We start from the raw sequence: 17,986 nt of genomic DNA, 5'->3' as shown, positions 1-17,986 counted from the left end.
TTCGAGTGGTTCAGCCGTGGAGCCCGGCAGCTTCGGTGCGGCGCGCCCCGAGACGTCGGCCGGACCACATTGTCGCCCCGGCCAGCGCGAGCACGATCGCGGCGGCGAAGAGGATGATCATGAACAGGGCCGCGGCCGTCGAGAAGTCGCCGTTGAGATAGAGGGTCAGCGCCGCGACCGCGACCGGCTGGAACCCCGGGGGTGCCAGCAGGGTCGGGATCGCGAGATTGCCCGAGATGAAGAGCGCCGCGAGGAACCATCCCGACAGGAAGCTCGGGATGAGCAGCCTGAGCACGATCGTCCCGAGCACGCGCACCGGCCCGGCCCCGGAGATCCGCCCCGCCTCCTCGAGCTCCGGTGCCAGCTGGGCGAGCGCGCCCTCTGCGAGTCGGCCGCAGAGCGGCACCGTCGCGACCACGAGGACGAGGCCCATAAGCAGCGGCGTCCCGTACAGGCCCTTGACCCCCGGGAAGGCGAGGACGGCGAACATGTAGGCGAGGGCGAGGACGATGCCCGGCAGCGCCCACGGAATCCACATCGCGAAGGAGGTGTAGCCGCGCAGGAAGCCGCGGCGGCGGAGGACGACGTATGAGGTGAGCAGTGCCACGGCCATGGCGACGAAGCCGCCGGCGACGGAGATCCACGCGGTCAGCTCGAGGCTCTCGCGCAGCATCGGGTCGGCGAGGATCCGCGTGTAGTTGTCGAAGGAGAGGTTCCGCATGACGCCGAACGTCGGCTGCAACGAACCGAGGAAGACGGCCCCGAGCGGCAGGACGAGGTTCAGCAGCAGGAAGACGCAGATGAGCACGGTGAACAGCCACCGGACCGGCCCCAGCTGCAGCGGGTCGCGGCGCGAGGACTTGCCAGTGAGCGTCGTGAAGCTGCGGCCGCGCAGCAGGCGCCGCTGCAGCCCGAAGAGCAGGACGACCAGGAGCACGACGATCAGCGCGAGGGTGAACGCCGAGGTGTACTCGGCCGGGGTCGTGTCGCGGATGTAGTGGTAGATCTGCGTCGAGAAGACGTGGATGTCCGCAGGCCGGCCGAGCAGGTACGGGCTTTCGAAGGACTGGAGGATCAGCACCATGATGAGCGTCGCCGCCCCCGTGAGCGCCGGGCCGACCGACGGGAGGGTGACGGTGAGGAAGGTCCGCCAGGTGCGCGCGCCCGCGATGCTCGCGGCCTCGTCGAGCGACTGGTCGCGGTTCAGGAAGGCCCCCTGCATGAGCAGGTAGGCGAACGGGATGTACCCGAGCGACATCGTGAGGATCAGCCCGCCCCACGACTGGACGTCGACGAACTGCTGGGTGCCGAACAGCGAGCGCGCCCACTGGTTGATCAGCCCGTTCTGCGCGTTGCCGAGCATGATCCAGCCGAAGGTGTAGAAGAGCGGCGGGACGAAGAGGTTGATGATCATGAGCGGCGTCAGCGCCCTGCGGAGCGGGACGTCGGTGTTCGTCCGGATCCAGGCGAACAGCGCACCCATCGTCGTCGCGACCGCCCCGCAGACGACGACGAGGATGAGCGAATTGAGCAGGGTCGTCCACGTCGCGGACTGCGTCAGCGCGGCGACCATCCCGTCGAGCGTCCAGCGCACGTCCGGTGCGGTCGGCAGGCCGTCGCGGACGGCTCCGAGCACGATCATCGAGACCGGGAACACGAAGAGCAGTCCGAGTCCGATGACGAAGACGGACCACAGGGCCCTCCGGACCACGGCGCGCGTGCGCGAGGCCCGGCGATCCGATGCGATGTCGACGCTGGTCACGTGCGATTCCTTCCGGTGCCGCTCGCGTCATCGCGTGTGCGATGGCCCCAGACGGCGTTGTTCTGTGCCTTGAATACGGTACGGATTCGGCGGCGGGCCGATCACGGCATCGCTTCCGAAAAACGGCGGCAGTGCTCAGACACGGTGTCCGATGCGACGGATGCCGTGAGCGCGCGGCCGCGCTCGGTCGCCCGGCGGGGCCGCGCCGCTCAGTCGCCGAACGGCGCGTCGAGCCCCCGCAGGCCGTAGACGTCGAGGGTCGCCGACCCGGCGCGGAGATCGGCCATGATCGCGGCTTCCTTGCGCTCCCGCTCGGCGGCGCGCTCGAGGGTGACCGGTACGAGATCGCCGGGGATCGCGACGACGCCGTCGGCGTCGGCGACGATGAGGTCGCCCTGGGCGATGTCGACGTCGCCGATGCGGATCGGCGCGCCCTGCGTGCCGGCCCATTCCTTCGCCGTCCCGCGCGGGCTGATCCGCGAGCTGAACACGGGGAACCCGAGCGAATGCTGTTGGGCGGTGTCGCGCACCCCGCCCCAGACCACGAGCCCGGCCAGGCCCTTCGCGAGCGCCTGGACTGCCATGACCTCGCCCCAATGGCCGTGGTCGGCGTCGTGCGCGTCGACGACGAGGACGTCGCCGGGGGCCGCGCGCAGAAGCGCCCAGTGGAGCGCGAGGTTGTCGCCCGGCGCCGCCTTCACCGGGTACGCCGGGCCGACGAGCTGCGCGCCCGGCCAGGCCGGGCGGATGGCGCCGGGCAGGACGGTGCGCCGCTCGGGGCAGGACTCGTGCAGCGTCGCCGAGCCCCACCGCAGGATCTGCTCGGGCGTCGCGGGGCTCATCGCCCCTTCCTCTGCAGGGTGTGATATCCCTGCGCGGCGCGCGCCTCGGTGATGCTCACGCCCGACAGCACTGCCGAGAGGATCGCGTCCTCCCGCTCGTCGATCTCGGTCGCGAGGCGGAAGACCTCGTCCTCGATGTCGCGCGGGATCCGCACGACCCCGTCGTCGTCGCCGACGAGCAGGTCGCCCGGGCTCACCTTGACCCCGCCGATCGTGACCGGCACCTGTTCGGCGACGACCTCGACGCGGTCCTTGCCGGTGCGCATGAAGCGCCCCCGGCTGTAGACCGGGTACCCGAGTTCGAGCGCCTTCGCCACGTCCCGGTTCACGCCGTCGATCACGGTCGCCGCGATGCCCTTGGTGTGCGCCATGGCGGTGAGGATGTCGCCCCACACCGTGGCGTCGAGCCGCCCGCCGTTGTCGAGCACGACGACCTGGCCGGGCTCGACGGCGTCGAGGTAGTCCCCGACGGTGCCGGGAGGATCGCCTGCCGCGACGTAGCGCACCGTGTAGGCGCGCCCCTGGAAGCGCTGCCCCTCGGCCAACGGGGCGATGCCGAGGAGGCTGCCGTCGCGACCGAGGCGATCCAAGGCATCGGAGATGGTGGCGGTCGAACTGCGGAACACGCCGTCGCCGGTGGAGGTCATGCGAACGCCCCCTCGTCGATCGCGGGGAACCGGGAGTCGTGCATGACGTCGGTCACGGCGTCGCCGGCGACGACCGCCTCCAGCATGCGCGACTCGCGGGCCACGATCCGCTCGGCGAAGTCGATGACGCGCTCGGCGTCGATGCCCTTCACGAAGACGATGCCGGTGCGATCCGCCACGACCCAGTCGCCGGCGTCGACGTGCACGCCCTCGATCGTGACGCGGTCGTCCATCGAGATCTGCACGATGCGCCCGCGGGCGCTGACCGGGACGGCGGCCCGGGCGAACACCGGCAGGCCGAGGTCGGCGTTCTCCTGCACATCGCGGAAGGCGCCGTCGACGATCACGCCACGCACTCCCCGCCCGACGGCCGCTCGCCCGAGCAGCCCGCCCCAGCATGAGACGTCGGTGCGGGCGTCGTTGGCGATGACGACGACATCGCCCTCCTCCGCCTCGTCCACGAGCGCCGCGGCGATGTGGGCCTGGGCTCCGCCCTCCCTGCGGGGACCGGCCTGGACCGTCCGTACCCGGCCGACGATCGCGGCGTTCGGGAGGGTGATGCCGCGAAGACCGAGCACGGCGCCGGGCAGGCCGAAGGCGTCGAGCGCGTCGGAGAGCGCAGCCGAGTCGAGGCGCGCGAGCCGGGTGGGGATGTCTTCGATCATCATTCTGCGCTCCAGGTGACGAAGCCCATCGCGTTACCCGTGCCCGCTTCGGTGCGGTAGGCGGGTTCGTACGTGATGCGGCTGATCTTCAGGCCGGCGGCGTGCGCGGCGCCGGCGACGGCGATCCAGTTGCGAAGTTCTGAGGTGCCGGCCGTGAGCAGTTTCGCCGGGATCGAGCGCAGGTAGTCCTCGTCGTGCTCCTCCATCGCCCGGATGAAGGCCCGGTCGAGCTCCTCGTCGACGACGAAGTGCGAAAGGCCGCCGGAGGCGACCACGCCCACACGGATGTCCTTCGGGAAGCTCATCACGGCCTTGCCGAGGGCGACGCCGAAGTCGTAGCTCCTCGACGCCGACGGCGGCGTCGGCTCCCAGAACGTGTTGACGAACACCGGGACCATGGGGATCGTGCTCTCCTGGCCGAGGATCCGCTGGTAGATGAACCCCCAGCCGTGGGGGATCCCGGAGTTCTCGTACCGTCCGGCCGGCAGTTCTCGAGAGGCCGCCGGATCGAAACCCGCCTGCAGGACCTCGTCGATGATGTGCCGGGCGAGCCCGGCGTCGACGGGGCGGGTGATGCGGCGGTCCGGCACGTCTCCGAGCGCGGCCTTGGCCAGGCCGGGATCCATCGCGGCGAAGTGCTCCTCGCTGAAGGGCACGTGCTCGACGGAGTCGCCCCAGTAGACGGCGAACGGGGCGAGCAGTTCGTCGCCGAAGATCTCCTTGTGGTCGCTCGAGACGATCACGAGCGCGTCGTAGCGCTGTTCGCGCGCGAAGGCGCCGAGCTCGTCGAGGGCCTGCTGGGTGCGATCCCAGCGCGAGCTCATCGCCTCAGGCGTGATCTCGGTCGAGAAGTCGTCCCGGTGAGCCTTCAGCGACTCGAAGTCGTAGCTCTCCCCCTGGTACCAGAGGGCGGGGTTGCGCCGGTCGGCGAGGCCGCGGGCGAGCCATTCCTCGGGCGGCGGGACTTTCAGCTGGGGTCCGTGCGAACTGCCGAACCCGCCGACGATGTGAGCCATGGTCTTCCTTTCTCGTGCACCTGGTCAGAGCTTGAACAGCGCTTCGGCGTTGCCGTGCATGAGCGCGGCCCGGTCCTCGTCGCTCAGCCATTCGATGTCGTCGACGAGCAGGTGGATGTCGTCGAACCAGCGCCCGGTTGCCGGGTCGATCTGGGAACCCGTCCCGGGCTTCTCGGTGCCGAAGAGGGCTCGGTCGACCCCGACCGTCTTCAGCAAGAGCTCGATGGCGTCCTGCGTGTAGAGGCAGGTGTCGAAGTACAGCGACCGGAGCTTCTCGAGGTACGGGGTCGCGCCGTTCCGCACGCCGCTCGGCAGGAACCGGCCGACCTGGTACGGGATGGCCCCGCCGCCGTGGCTGACGACGATCTTCAGTTCGGGGAAGTCGGTGAAGACCCGCGAGTTCATAAGGCTCCAGATGCCGACCGTCTCCTCCTGGATGAAGTGGAGGGAGTAGGGCTCCCGGGCGGGAGGGCGGCAGCCGGCCGAGTGCAGGATCGCGGGAACGCCCAGTTCGACGAGCGCCTCCCACAGCGGATACCAGAACCGGTCGCCGAGCGCGGGCGGCACGGCGAGGCCCTCGTACGGGTCGGGGTTCAGCAGGACGCCGACGAAGCCGAGCTCGGTCACGGTCCGCCGCAGTTCGGGCAGCCACTGCTCGATCGGCAGATCCATGCTCTGCGAGAGGCCGGCGACGCCGCGGAAGCGGTCGGGGAAGAGTTCGACCGAGCGGTGGATGACGTCGTTGACCTCGGTCGTGAACGCTTCGACGATCTTCGCGGGCTGTTCGCTGTGCATCATCTGGTACGGACGCGGCGAGAGGAACTGGATGTCGACGCCGGCTCCGTCGAGGTGGTGGAAGTGCGACACGTTGCCGAAGCTCGCATTGGGCGCGTGGTAGGCATCCCGGATCTGCTCGTCCGTCAGCTTCGGTGCTCGCACCCCGTGGGCGCCTCGATGCGACAGCAGGTTCGCCTTCCAGGCGTACAGCGCCTCGGGAGCCGAGACATGTCCATGGACGTCGACGATCATTCTTCGCGCGCTCCTTTGCGTTCGTGGGTCGTGGGATGGGCTCCCGTTCGGGCCCCACTCACGCTACGAGGGCGGCGGCGGCCGGTCATCGGAGGCGTGCGCGAAGTCGCCCCCGGCGAGTCCGACACGGTGTCGGAGCATGTACGCTCGTGTGACGCGCCAGCGCTGGCGCATGTCAGGAAAGATCCACTATGGCAATGAACCTCGATGGAGCGGTGCAGGCATTCGCGGACCGGATCGGCCGCCCCGTCATCGTCTTCGACGGCGATCTGAACGTCGCCGCCTTCAGCGTGCACGAGGGGCAGATCGACCGGGCCCGGCTCAGCATGATCCTCACCCACCGGGCTTCCAAACGCGCCGTCGCGATGATCTCGGAGCACCGCGTCGATCGCGCCCCGGGCGCCGTCCTGCTGCCGGTCGCGGCGAACGTGCCCTCGCGGGTGGTCGCCGGGTTGCGCTACCGCGGACGGGTCACCGGCTACGTCTCGTACGTGCCCGGAGAGGACGAGGACCCCGACCTCCGGGACCTGCCCGAGGTGGTCGCCGCGCGCGACGACCTCGGCGCGCTCCTCGCGGCGCGCGAGGCCGAACGCCGCGAAGGCGCCGACCATGTGCTGCAGCTGATGTCGCGGCTCCTCGACGGCCAGCAGGACCAGCGCGAGTCGGCTGCCGACGAGCTGTTGCACGACGGGCTGATCTCGGCTGCACCGCAGTACTCGGCGATGGTGTTCCGGGCCGGAGGAGGCGATATCGACCGCTCGAACGCGGGCGCGCGCCTCGTCATCGATCGGGCGCTGAAGGAGATCTCCCGGATCAGTTCGCTGAAGGCCGTCGGCACCGTCATCGACGGCGAGGGCGTCCTCGTCATCCCCCGCGAGATCAATCCGGCTCGGCTCCGCGGCCTCGTCGACGACCCGCTCCACGCCACGACGCGCGGCGGCGGCGGGGCCTCGCGCGAACGCCTGGCCGACGTCCGCGATTCCCGCCGCGAGGCGCGGATCGCGGTACGCGCCACGATCCGCGACCCGGACCGATACGGCGCGACGGCGATCTGGGCCGATCTCGGCGTCGACCGCCTGCTGCTGCAGCTCCCCCTGGACAGGATGAGCCTCGCGGACCTGCCGGATCCGGTCGCCGAACTCCTCACCGCCGGCTCGGGCCCGGATCTCGCCAAGACGCTCGAGGTGTATCTCGACAGCGGAGCCGACGCCCAGCGGACGGCGCAGCGGCTGCACATCCACCGCAGCACCCTGTACTACCGGCTCGACCGGATCCGCGCCATCTCCGATGCGGATCTCGGCGACGGGCTCGTCAGGCGTGAGCTGCACGTCGCGCTGCGCGTCGCCGCGCTCGCAGGACTTCGGCAGGACGCATCCGCGATCGAACTCTGAGCCGCCCCGGCCCGCTCGCGGTGACCCGGCGCGCGGCTGCGCCGCCCGCGACCGCGCCTCGGCCGTGCCGATGGTGCTCATCCGCCCTCCGAATCCCCGCCCGCAGCATTCGACCGTCCGGCCTCGTTGCCCGTTAATATAAGACAGTAATATGGTTTGAAGTTCAAGGACGAACGGGGAACCCGATGTCAGTGCTCGCGACCAACCTCCACTCCGGCACCGTCTACGACGGCGGCTGGGTCGTGCCGCGAGGCGGCGACCATGCCGTCCGCGATGCCGCGACCGGCGCCGCGATCGGCCGCGTCGGCCTCGGCGACGCCGCCGACGTCGAGAACGCCGGGCGAACCGCCGCCGACGCCCAGCCCGCCTGGGCCGCGCGGGGCTTCGACGAGCGCGCCGCGATCATGCGCCGGGCCGCCGATGCCCTCGAAACGCTCCCCCGGGCCGATCGCATCATCATGCAACGGGAAGAAGGCGCCATCGCCGCGAAGATCGACGGCGAGCTCCGCAAGTCCGCCGAGGAGCTCCGCGCCGCAGCCGGCCTCCTCGACCGGCCGACCGGCGAACTCCTCCCTCACGAGCACCCGGATGTGCTGTCGATGGCGCGCCGGATCCCCGTCGGCGTCGTCGGAGTCATCGCCCCATGGAACGCGCCCCTCCTGCTCGCGATGCGCGCCGTGGCCCCCGCCCTCGCGCTCGGCAACGCGGTCGTCCTGAAACCGGACCCCAAGACCGCCGTCTCCGGCGGCCTCGTCATCGCGAGAGCCTTCGAGGAGGCCGGCCTTCCGCCCGGCGTCCTGCACGTGCTCCCCGGCGGGCCGGCGACCGGTGAGGCGCTCGTCGCCTCGCCCCACACCCAGGTGATCTCCTTCACCGGATCGACCGCCGCCGGCCGCCGCGTCGGCGAACTCGCCGGGCGGCTGCTCAAGCGCGCCGTCCTCGAACTCGGCGGCAACAACGCCCTGATCGTACTGGAGGACGCCGACCTCGACGAGGCGGTGCGAGCGGCCTGCCGCGGCTCCCTCCTGCACAACGGCCAGATCTGCATGGCCACCGGCCGGCACCTCGTCCACGAGTCCATCGCGGAGGCCTACGTGGAGCGGCTGCGCGAATACACGGCGGCCCTGCGGGTCGGCGATCCGACCGATCCCGGCATCGAACTCGGGCCCCTCATCAGCACGCAGCAGGCCGAACGCGTGCAGGGCATCGTCGACGACGCCCTCGCCGGCGGTGCGGAACTGCTCGTCGGCGGCAGGCACGACGGCCCGTTCTTCACCCCGACCCTCCTCGTCGGCGTCGAACCCGGCAACGCCGCCTTCGACCAGGAGATCTTCGGCCCCGTCATGGCCGTGACGACCTTCGGCAGCGACGAGGAGGCCGTCACCCTGGCGAACCGCACCGAGTACGGCCTCGCCGCCGCCGTGCACACCGCCGATCTCGATCGTGCGCTGCGCCTCGCCGCGCGACTCCGAACCGGCATGGTGCACGTCAACGGCAGCACGATCGCCGATGCACCCCACGCTCCGATGGGCGGCATGGGCCAGTCGGGCAACGGCGGCCGCTATGGCGGCCACTGGAACCTCGACGAGTTCACCGCCTGGCAGTGGGTCACCGCCAGAGGCGTCGCCCGCCGCTGAAGCGAGCGATTCCCGCCAACGCGGGAGCCGCTCACCGGACCGACGGCCTCAGTGCGCCCGGCTGCCTCAGGTGCTGCTCGAAGGCCTCAGTGCGCCCCGAAGGCCTCGAAATGCTCCGTCATCGCCGCCCTCGCCGCCGCGCCGTCGTGTGCGGCGATGGCGTCGACGATCGCCCGGTGCGCTTCGAGGACCCGGCGGGAGCGCTGGGTGTCGGCGTGCGTCGAGAACGCCGGTTGCTCGAGCGGATCGAGGGCGCTCAAGACGATGGCGAGGATCCGGTTCCCGCTCGCCTCGCCGATCCGCGCATGCAAGCGCATCCCCACCTCGGTGAAGCGTTCACGGTCGCCGAACGCTTGTTCCTGCTCTGCGAGCAGCCCGACCATTGCGGCGATATCGGCCTCCGTCGCATCGGCGGCGGCGGCCTCGGCCGCCACCGGGCTCAGCGCTCGCTGGACGGCGACGATCTCATCATGCGAGATCCCGATGAGATGCATCTGCACCGCGAGCACCTCCGCGACGCGAGAAGGCTGCGGCTGGGCCACCCGGATGCCGCCGTCGGCGCCGACCTTCACCTCCACGACGCCCTTGGCTTCGAGCTCGCGGATCGCCTCGCGACAGGTCACGCGCGAGATCCCGAACTCCGCGGCGAGGGTCGCCTCGCTGCCGAGCCAGTCGCCCGGGGCCATCCGGTCGAGCACCGTCTGCATCACCTGGGTGACGACCTCGCTCGACAGGCGGCGGGAGCGCACGGCGCCCCAGCTCGGCGATCCCGCGGCTTTCGTCTGCTCACCGCTCATGATGCCTCGTCACCGGCTCATCGGGCTTCGGTCCTGCGCTCACCCTTGCCACAGTAGCCCAGGGCCCGCGCGATGCGCCGGAGGGCGGCGGCACCGCCGCCCTCCGCGGAATCCGCCGCATCACGGCCGGCTCAGCCGCCGAAGATCTCGGAGAGGGCGTCGAGCGTCTTCTTCGAGTTCGACGGGATCTCCTCGGCCGGCGGCGGCAGCAGCACCTCGGCGTCAGCGAGCGTCGGGAAGCCCTCAGGCGCCGGGCTGTCGGGCAGGACCCCGTACAGGCCCCCCGCGGGCAGGCCCGCGGCCGCCTCGGGCGTCAGCAGCCAGGCCGCGAGCAGCTTCGCCGCGTTCGGGTTCGGTGCGCTCGCGAGGATGCCGACGTTCGTGACGACCACCGGCGTCCGACCCTCCATCGGGAAGACGAAGTCGACCGGGGCCCCGGCCTCCTTCGCCTTGAGATAGGCCGTCATGCCGATCCCGATGCCGACCGGGCGCTCACCGCTCACGACCGCCTGGACGACCAGATCGGTCGATCCGACCACGAGCGGCTTGTTGTCCTTGAGCTCCTGGAGCCCGTCCCGGTCGAGCTCCCCGGCGTACATCAGGGTCGAGATGATGTCCGAGAGCGAGCCCGCACCCGTCGGACTCGTCATCGCCAGCTCGCCTCCGTAGCGGGAATCGGGCAGCTCAGCCCAGCTCTGCGGCGCATCGGCGACGTCGATCTTCGAGGTGTTCACCATGAAGCCGATGGCCCCGAACTGGTTGCCGAAGAACCGTCCCTCGCCGTCGGCGAGGCCTTCCGGCAGCTCGGCCGCTCCGACCGGGGTGAACGGCTCCAGCAAGCCGCTGTCGGCCCACTTGATGACGGTCGTGCCCGTGTGCACGACATCCCCGAGGCCGTTGCCCGAGGCCGCCTCATTCGTCACCTTCTGATCCATCTCCGCCCCGAACGTCGTGACGATGTTCACCGCGATGCCCGGGTAGCGCTCCTCGAACAGCCGGTACAGGCCGGCATCGGCGAGCGCCTGGTCCGACGGGCCGTAGATCGTGACCGTGCCCTCCCCCGCGTCGACGGCGGCGCCGTAGAGATCGTCGAGTTCCGCCGCGGCTGCCTTGCCGCCGAGCAGGGCGATGTCCTCCTCGGACGTGGTCGCCTTCTTCTGCGAGGCCTCGGCCCCGCCCGTGTCCGCACAGCCGGTCAACAGCAGGGCGGCGGCCGCCATGCCGGCCAGACCGATGGATGCGGTCTTCTTCAGATCCATGACGCTCCTCTTTCCTATTCAGACGGGAGGACGACGATGTCCTCCTCGGCGATGGTGAGCCAGACCTCGTCGCCCTGGACGGGCAGACCCCCGGTCAGGGCGGATGCCGAGATCCGGGCGGTCAGTCGGGTCTCGCCGATCCGCACCCCGAGTTCGAGCTCGTCTCCGAGGTAGACGACGTACCCGACCGTGGCCCGCACGGCTGCCGGTCCCGGCCGCTCGGGGCGGGGGTCGACGAGGAGGCGGTCTGCGCGGACGGCAAGGGTCACGCGCTCGGCTCCGGCCGGCCCGCCGTCGCCGCCGACCGCGAACACGGCGTCGGAGCCGCTCGGTCGCACCCGCACGCCGCTGCCGGCTCCGCGGTCGACCACTTCGGCGTCGACGATGTTGTCGAAGCCGAGGAAGTCGGCGACGAACGGATTCGCAGGCCGCGTGTAGATCTCCCGGGGCGTGCCGATCTGCTCGATCGCACCGTCGCGCATGACGACGATCCGATCCGAGAGGGTGATCGCCTCGACCTGGTCGTGGGTCACGTAGACGGAGGTCGTCGGCACGAGGCGGTGCAGCCGGAGCAGGAGGTTGCGCATCTGCCCGCGCAGCTTGGCGTCGAGGTTGGAGAGCGGCTCGTCGTAGAGCAGCACCCGCGGCCTGCTGACGATCGCCCTGGCGAGGGCCACGCGCTGCTGCTGCCCGCCGGAGAGCGCGGTCGCCGGGCGTTCCGCGTAATCGGCGAGGCTGACGAGCGAAAGCGCCTCCTCGACCCTGGAGCGCAGTTCGGATCGCCGCACCCGCTGCATGCGGAGCGGGTAGCCGACGTTCTGCGCGACCGAGAGGTGCGGCCAGAGCGCGTAGTTCTGGAACACCATGCCGATCTTGCGATGCTGCGGCTGGACGAAGCGGTTCTTCGTCCCGTCGAAGACGTTGTCGCCGCCGATGTCGATACGCCCCTCGTTCGGCTGTTCGAGGCCGGCCACGCAGCGCAGCGTGGTGGTCTTTCCGCAGCCGCTCGGCCCGAGGAGGGTCAGGAACTCGCCGTCCTCGACCTCGATGTCGAGCCCGTCGAACACCGTGCTGTCGCCGTACGCCTTGGCGAGCGAACTGATCGTCACACCGGCCATGTCTTACACCGTTTCCTTCGCGTGGAGCGCGGCCGGTGCTTGGCGCCGAACCGTGCGGATGAGATTTCTGACGATGAACGAGAGCAGCTGGATCGCGGCGTAGCCGACCACGATGAACGCGATCAGCAGGCAGAACAGGGCCGCCGCGATGGGCGTATCGCCCTGGGTGTACAGCTGGTACGCGATGACCGGCACGCTCGGGTTCGTCGAGGTCGACAGCAGCATCGGAACGTCGAAGTTCGACGCGATGACGAGGCCCGTGATGAACCATCCGCTGAGGAAACTGCGCGAGAGCAGCCGGACGGTGATGCCGATCGAGGTCCGCACGACGCCGGCCCCGCTCGTTCGCGCCGACTCCTCGAGCTCGGCGGAGACGCCCTGCAGGGGGCCGTCGAGCGATCTCGCGGCGAGCGGCACGACGGCGACCATGAGTGCGATGCCGAGCACCCAGACCGTGCCGTACAGCGACGACAGGCCGGGGACGGAGAAGAACGCCCACGACATCGCGAGGCCGAGCACGACCCCGGGCAACGCCCACGGCAGCCAGGTGAAGAGGATCATCGTGCGGGTGAGCCGCCCGGGGAAGCGCCGGGCGACGAGCAGCAGCGCGAACGCCACGATCATGGCGGCGCAGCCGCCGAACACGCCGAGCACGATCGTGTTGGTCACGGCCTGGCTGAGGTCGCTGCGCGCGAAGATCTTCGCGTAGTTGCCGAAGCCGAGGTTCGACCAGAGGCCGAAGAACGGCTGCAGCGATCCGAGGAACAGCTGCATGAGCGGCAGTACGAGCGCGAGCAGGAAGTAGACGCCGACCGCGGCCGACGCGGCCCAGCGCCAGCCGCCGAGCTTCCACGGCTCGGTGCGGTAGGACTTACCCGTGATCGTCGTGAAGTTCCGCTTGCCGAGGACGGCCTGCTGGGTCAGGACGATCGTCACGATGATGACGGCGAGCAGGATCGACAGGGCGCTCGCGCCCGCATAGTCGGGGGCGGCCTCGAAGCGGATGTATCCGAAGATGCGGCTGCTGAAGACCTCCACGCCTGCGGGCGTACCGATGACGAGCGGGGTGTCGAGCGCCCCGAGCGCGACCACGAAGGCGAGGATCATGACGCTCGTGATCGTCGGCGCCATGACGGGCAGGGTCACCCGGAGGAAGGTGCGGAACCTCCCGCCGCCGGAGACCTGCGAGGCCTCCTCGAGCGAGCGATCGATGGAGGAGAAGGGCCCGATCAGCAGCATGTAGTGCGAGGCGACCATCTTCACCGCCATGACGAAGCCGACGCCGATCCAGTTGTTGATGTCGACCGGGTGGGCCTCTTGGCCGATGAGCATGCCGAGGGTGGTGTTGATGAGCCCGACCTGGCGGTTGCCGAGCATGCCCCAGCTGATCGCGAAGTACAGGGTCGGCGTCGCGAATACCACGGCCATGAGGGGAGTGACCCAGCGCCGGCCGGGCGCGTCCGTGCGGGTGACGACATAGACGATCGAGATCGAGATCGCGATCGACACGACCGTGACGATGACGGAGAGCACGACGGTCGCGCCGAGGAGCTCCAGGGTGCGCGGATCCGTCCACGCGCGCAGGAAGCCCTCGACGGACCACTCCCCCGCCTGCCCGGGGGGAGCAGTCCGGAAGGCGCCGACGACGAGCATCGCCACCGGGGCCACGAAGAGCAGCGTCACGAGGACGAAGAGGATGCCGAGGGTGACCCGGCTCCGGAGGGGCAGGCGGATCCTGCGGAGGGCACGCCCGTTCGGAGGCGACGGCGCTGTCACGGTCTGAGCGGGCATGGGCTAGCCCCACAGGGCGAAACCGGCTGCGTTCCCGGTGCCTGCCTCGGATCGGTACAAGGGCACGTAGTCGACGAGGTCCATCTCGAGGCCGGAGCCCGACATGGCGCCGGCCGTGACGATCCAGTTGCGGATCTCCGACGAGCCGCTCTCGAGCCAGGTCGAGGGGATCGCGCCGAGCGCCTCTGCGTCGTCCTCGCGCAGGGCGGTGAGCACGCGCTGATCGAACGCCTCGTCGATGACCATGTGGCTGAGTCCGCCGGAGGCGACGATCCCTATCCGCGCCGTGCCGTCCCACGACCGGATCGCATCCCCGATCGCCTTGCCCCAGGCGTAGCAGCGCCGCGCGGTGGGCGGGGTCGGGCTCCAGAACGTGTTCACGAAGATCGGCACGACCGGCAGGTAGCGCCCGCCGAGCACCTGCTCGAGCACGTATCCCCAGCCGTGCGGGATGGCGTGGTTGCCGTGCTTGCCGGCCGGCAGCATGAGGGAGGACGCGACGTCGAAGTCGGCGTTGATCGAGTGGTCGATGATCGCCTTCGCGAGTTCCGGCGAGCCCGCGAGCTTCGTCGGCTCGTTCGCTGCGTACGCCCGTGCGGAGAGCGCGAGTCCCGGCCCCATCTTCGCAAGCGACGCCTCGTTCACGGGCATGTGGTCGATCTCCTCGCCCCAGTACACGGTGAACGGTGCGAGCACCTGGTCGTCGAAGATCTCCTTGTGGTCGCTGGAGACGATGACGAGCGCGTCGAGTTCGGCGGCGTCGATCGCCGCGCCGAGCTTCTCGACGGCCGCGAGCACTCTGGCGTGACGCGCCAGGTGCTGCTCGAGGCTGATCCGGCCCTCGAACTCCGAGGTGCCGCGTGCGGCGACGAGCCCCTCGAAGTCGTAGTTGCGGCCCTGGAAGTTCAGGGAGGTGTTGCCGCGGTCGGCCTGGGCGCGCCGGTGCCATTCTTCCGGCGGGGTGACGAGCATCGGGCCGTGCGAGGTCCCGACGCCGAGCACGAGGTTTGCCATGGGAGGTGCCTTTCTCTTCGGAAAAGGACGGGGTCAGCCGTGCAGCCGGAACAGCTGCTCGGCATTGCCGTGGAGGATCGCTTCGCGCTCCTCCACGGGGAGCCACTCGATCTCGTCGAGGAGCACGTGGATGTCGTCGAACCAGCGGCCCGTCTCGGGGTTCTTCGACGAGCCGGTACCGGGCTTCTCGGATCCGAAGAGGATCCGGTCGGCTCCGACGGTGCGGATCAGCAGCTCGAGCGCCTCCCTGGTGTAGAGGCAGCTGTCGAAGTACACGTTGCGCAGCCGGTCGACGAACGGGCGGCCGCCGCCCCGCAGGGCACCGGGCATGAACCGCCCGGCCTGGTACGGGATGGCGCCGCCGCCGTGGGAGACGATCACCTTGAGCTCCGGGAAGTCGTCGAACACCTGCGAGTTCACGAGGCTGACCAGGTTGATCGTCTCCTCGACGATGAAGTGGAGGCTGTACGACTCCCGGGCGGGAGGCTTGCACGCCGCCGAGTGGATGAGCGCGGGCACGCCGAGGTCGACCATCGCCTCGTAGACCGGGTACCAGTAGCGGTCCCCGAGCGCCGGCAGCGGCGGGGAGGTGCCCTCCATCGGGTCCGGATTCAGCAGGACGCCGACGAAGCCGAGTTCCTGCACCGCCCGGCGCAGCTCGCGGACCCAGCGCTCGGGGCCGAGCGAGGGTGCCTGCGGAAGGCCGGCGACGCCGCGGAAGCGGTCCGGGTAGAGCTCGGCCGAGCGGTGGATGAGGTTGTTGGTCTCCTCCGTGTACCACTCGACGAGCTTCGCCGGTTCCTCGCTGTGCCCGGCCGCATACGGGCGCGGGGAGATCAGCTGGACGTCGATGCCCGCCTGGTCGATGTGGTCGAGATGCGAGATGTTCCCGAAGCTCGGGTTCGGCGTCTCGAACGCGGCCCGGATCCGGTCATCATCGACGGCGACCCGCCCGCGACCGTGGGCTCCCCGATGCGAGAGCAGGGCGCCCTTGTAGGCGTACAGCTCCGGCGGCGAGCTCAGATGCGCATGGATGTCGATGATCATCGCTGGCCCGTCTCACCAGTCGGTCGCGCGGGCGAGCTTCTTGCGCACGCCGTCGGGGAGCTTGAACAGCCGCTGGGCGTTGCCGCCGAGGATCTTCCGCTTGTCCTCTTCGCTGAGGGTGGGGCGGTCGTAGATCGTCGAGGGCAGGTCGTAGTCCCAGTGCGGGTAGTCGGAGGAGAACAGCAGGCGGTTCGGGGCATCCATCATCTCGAAGGTCACCTCGAGCGCCTTCTCGTTGTGGTGGAGCTCCATGGGCTGCGTCGAGAAGTACATGTCTCGCATGTATTCGCTCGGCAGCTTCTTCAGCAGCGGGGCCTCGGAGGTGCGCATCATGTACTCGTTGTCGAGGCGCTGCATCATGAACGGGATCCACGCGAGGCCGCTCTCGATCCACAGCACGTCGAGATCCGGGAACCGCTCGGGCAGGCCGTTGATGATCCAGTTCGTCAGGTGCACCATGTTGCTCGTGGTGAAGCCGAGCGCGTGGATGGAGATGAACTTGTTCAGCTGGGCGAGGTTCGGTTCGTTCCAGTTGTAGGCGGCGTGGAACGCGAGCGGCTTGCCGAGGTCCTGGATCGCCGAGTACACCGGTGCGTAGTCGTTGTGGTGGACCATGCGGTTTCGGACGCTCGTCACCATGAACCCCACGACCGAGTCGAGCGCGCCGAACTCCTCGACGAACTCGAGCGCCGCCTTCGGGTCGTTGAAGGGCAGGTAGATCATCGTCTTGATCCGGTCGTCCTGCGGCAGCAGAACCTGCGTGAGCCAGCGGTTGTAGGCCCGCGCGAGCGAGACCTCCGCCTCGATCTGCGGGTGCATGCCGAGATTCAGCATCGGCGTGGGGAACATGACCGTGTAGTCGACGCCCATGTTGTCCATCGCCCACAGCATCCGCACCACGTCGTGGTGTCGCTCGTCGTCGGCTTCGGTGACGGCGTCCTTGAAGTTGCGGCCGGCCCGCACGATGCGGCCGCCGACCTCCTGGTTGCCGATCTGCACGCCGGTGAGGGCCGCGGATGCGTTCATGCTCGCGCCTCCGGTGCTGCCGCGGTAGACCTGGGCGTGGGCCCATTCCTTCATCGGGCCGTCTTCCATGAACGGGACGATGTCCGCCCACGCGCGGTTCTCGTAGTGGTGGGCGTCGACGTCGACGATGAGGAAGTCGTCGTAGCCGCGATCGGCGGCCTGCTCGCGGGCGTTGGAGAGCGTGTTCTCCACCCAGACGTTGCTCCGGGTGTACAGTTCTCGGCTCACTTGGCTTCTTCCTTCTCGTTCTTCCAGGGGGTTCCTCCCCAGGACTGCCACAGCGCGAGTTCGAACACCTCGAGGTTCTGCGAGTGCAGGATCGCGAGCGCCGTGGTCACGACCTGGGTGGCGGTGATCTCGTTCACCTGGGTGAACGGATCGCCGATGCTGCGCTCTTCGGCGAGCCGGGCGTACAGGTGGAACGCGGCGGTGAAGATCCGCTGCACCTCTTCCACCGGGAGGTCGGCGACCACGGCGCCGGCGTCGAACGCCTCGATGCGATCGGCCAGCTCGGCGATGGTGCCCTGGTCGATGGTGGTCGTCTCACTGCTGAACATAAACGTCTCCGTCCTCGATGGTGACCGTGTACTTCTTCAGGGCGTACGAGCTGTCGGCGACGTGCTCGCCGGTCGCCAGGTCGTACTCCCACCCGTGCCAGGGGCAGACGAGATGGGCCGAGTCGAAGTCGGAGCCCTCTTTGATGAGCTCGCCGCCGTCGTTGACTTCGGCGGTGGTGCGGGGAAAGTACTTCCCCTCGCACACGGGCCCGCCCTGGTGCAGGCAGACGTTCAGGTAGGCGCGGTACTTCCCGCGGTACTTGAAGACGCCGACGCGCTTGCCGTCGACCTCGACGATCTTGCGCGAGCCCTCCTCGAACTCGGCCTCCGATCCCACGTGGACCCGTTTCGTGGCCTGGACGGTGGGTGTGCCTGTTGTCATGTTCAC

The 17,986-nt window shown here is 69.7% G+C and carries 17 protein-coding genes; 2 read left to right on the top strand and 15 right to left on the bottom strand.

Annotated elements, in window-relative coordinates; genetic code table 11:
- Positions 1–10: 10 nt before the first annotated feature.
- The 6 genes from G127AT_RS14205 to G127AT_RS14180 all read right to left on the bottom strand — a co-directional run bounded on the left by G127AT_RS14205 (position 11) and on the right by G127AT_RS14180 (position 5,961).
- On the bottom strand, positions 11–1,762 hold the full coding sequence (locus G127AT_RS14205; RefSeq protein ID WP_210897961.1) for an ABC transporter permease: 1,752 nt from the start codon (positions 1,760–1,762) through the stop codon (positions 11–13).
- Between the two features lie 209 nt (positions 1,763–1,971).
- Positions 1,972–2,604, bottom strand: coding sequence for an RraA family protein (locus G127AT_RS14200; RefSeq protein ID WP_210897959.1), 633 nt, complete (start codon positions 2,602–2,604; stop codon positions 1,972–1,974).
- Positions 2,601–3,251 (bottom strand): RraA family protein, encoded by a 651-nt coding sequence (locus tag G127AT_RS14195; RefSeq protein WP_210897957.1) that lies wholly within the window; start codon positions 3,249–3,251, stop codon positions 2,601–2,603. Before G127AT_RS14195 ends, G127AT_RS14200 begins: the two co-directional genes overlap by 4 nt.
- Complete coding sequence (locus tag G127AT_RS14190) at positions 3,248–3,919, bottom strand: RraA family protein (protein ID WP_210897955.1); 672 nt, start codon at positions 3,917–3,919, stop codon at positions 3,248–3,250. The genes G127AT_RS14195 and G127AT_RS14190 overlap by 4 nt, the downstream gene beginning before the upstream one ends.
- Positions 3,916–4,932 (bottom strand): DODA-type extradiol aromatic ring-opening family dioxygenase, encoded by a 1,017-nt coding sequence (locus G127AT_RS14185; protein ID WP_210897954.1) that lies wholly within the window; start codon positions 4,930–4,932, stop codon positions 3,916–3,918. The genes G127AT_RS14190 and G127AT_RS14185 overlap by 4 nt, the downstream gene beginning before the upstream one ends.
- A gap of 24 nt (positions 4,933–4,956) precedes the next feature.
- Positions 4,957–5,961 carry an amidohydrolase family protein gene (locus G127AT_RS14180; RefSeq protein ID WP_210897952.1) on the bottom strand — a complete coding sequence of 335 codons (1,005 nt, stop codon included), beginning with the start codon at positions 5,959–5,961 and terminating at the stop codon, positions 4,957–4,959.
- Positions 5,962–6,158: 197 nt separating this feature from the next.
- Here G127AT_RS14180 and G127AT_RS14175 point away from each other — a divergent pair, with 197 nt between their 5' ends.
- Positions 6,159–7,352, top strand: a complete 1,194-nt coding sequence (locus tag G127AT_RS14175; protein ID WP_210897949.1) for a PucR family transcriptional regulator — start codon at positions 6,159–6,161, stop codon at positions 7,350–7,352.
- Positions 7,353–7,537: 185 nt separating this feature from the next.
- Positions 7,538–8,989 (top strand): aldehyde dehydrogenase family protein, encoded by a 1,452-nt coding sequence (locus G127AT_RS14170; protein WP_210897947.1) that lies wholly within the window; start codon positions 7,538–7,540, stop codon positions 8,987–8,989.
- 86 nt (positions 8,990–9,075) lie between these two features.
- Here the strand turns inward: G127AT_RS14170 and G127AT_RS14165 are convergent, their stop codons facing one another.
- The 9 genes from G127AT_RS14165 to G127AT_RS14125 all read right to left on the bottom strand — a co-directional run bounded on the left by G127AT_RS14165 (position 9,076) and on the right by G127AT_RS14125 (position 17,980).
- Positions 9,076–9,786: a FadR/GntR family transcriptional regulator gene (locus tag G127AT_RS14165; protein ID WP_210897946.1), complete on the bottom strand. Its 711-nt coding sequence runs from the start codon at positions 9,784–9,786 to the stop codon at positions 9,076–9,078.
- 131 nt (positions 9,787–9,917) lie between these two features.
- Positions 9,918–11,045 carry an ABC transporter substrate-binding protein gene (locus tag G127AT_RS14160; protein WP_210897944.1) on the bottom strand — a complete coding sequence of 376 codons (1,128 nt, stop codon included), beginning with the start codon at positions 11,043–11,045 and terminating at the stop codon, positions 9,918–9,920.
- Positions 11,046–11,059: 14 nt separating this feature from the next.
- Positions 11,060–12,163, bottom strand: coding sequence for an ABC transporter ATP-binding protein (locus tag G127AT_RS14155; protein WP_210897942.1), 1,104 nt, complete (start codon positions 12,161–12,163; stop codon positions 11,060–11,062).
- A gap of 3 nt (positions 12,164–12,166) precedes the next feature.
- The gene (locus tag G127AT_RS14150) at positions 12,167–13,954 is read right to left on the bottom strand and encodes an ABC transporter permease (protein WP_210897940.1); all 1,788 of its coding nucleotides are present in this window, start codon (positions 13,952–13,954) and stop codon (positions 12,167–12,169) included.
- Positions 13,955–13,957: 3 nt separating this feature from the next.
- Positions 13,958–14,968: a DODA-type extradiol aromatic ring-opening family dioxygenase gene (locus G127AT_RS14145; RefSeq protein ID WP_210897938.1), complete on the bottom strand. Its 1,011-nt coding sequence runs from the start codon at positions 14,966–14,968 to the stop codon at positions 13,958–13,960.
- A 33-nt stretch (positions 14,969–15,001) separates the two neighbouring features.
- Entirely contained in the window at positions 15,002–16,015 is a 1,014-nt protein-coding gene (locus G127AT_RS14140) for an amidohydrolase family protein (RefSeq protein WP_210897936.1), read from the bottom strand.
- A gap of 12 nt (positions 16,016–16,027) precedes the next feature.
- Positions 16,028–17,269, bottom strand: a complete 1,242-nt coding sequence (locus G127AT_RS14135; RefSeq protein WP_210897934.1) for an amidohydrolase family protein — start codon at positions 17,267–17,269, stop codon at positions 16,028–16,030.
- Positions 17,266–17,598, bottom strand: a complete 333-nt coding sequence (locus G127AT_RS14130; protein WP_210897932.1) for a hypothetical protein — start codon at positions 17,596–17,598, stop codon at positions 17,266–17,268. The genes G127AT_RS14135 and G127AT_RS14130 overlap by 4 nt, the downstream gene beginning before the upstream one ends.
- Positions 17,585–17,980 carry a Rieske (2Fe-2S) protein gene (locus G127AT_RS14125; RefSeq protein WP_210897930.1) on the bottom strand — a complete coding sequence of 132 codons (396 nt, stop codon included), beginning with the start codon at positions 17,978–17,980 and terminating at the stop codon, positions 17,585–17,587. Before G127AT_RS14125 ends, G127AT_RS14130 begins: the two co-directional genes overlap by 14 nt.
- Positions 17,981–17,986: the final 6 nt, after the last annotated feature.

The sequence above is a fragment of the Agromyces archimandritae genome (assembly GCF_018024495.1).
Taxonomy (GTDB): domain Bacteria; phylum Actinomycetota; class Actinomycetes; order Actinomycetales; family Microbacteriaceae; genus Agromyces; species Agromyces archimandritae.
Note: the sequence above shows the minus strand (reverse complement) of the source record. Positions and strands in the feature narration are given on the sequence as shown.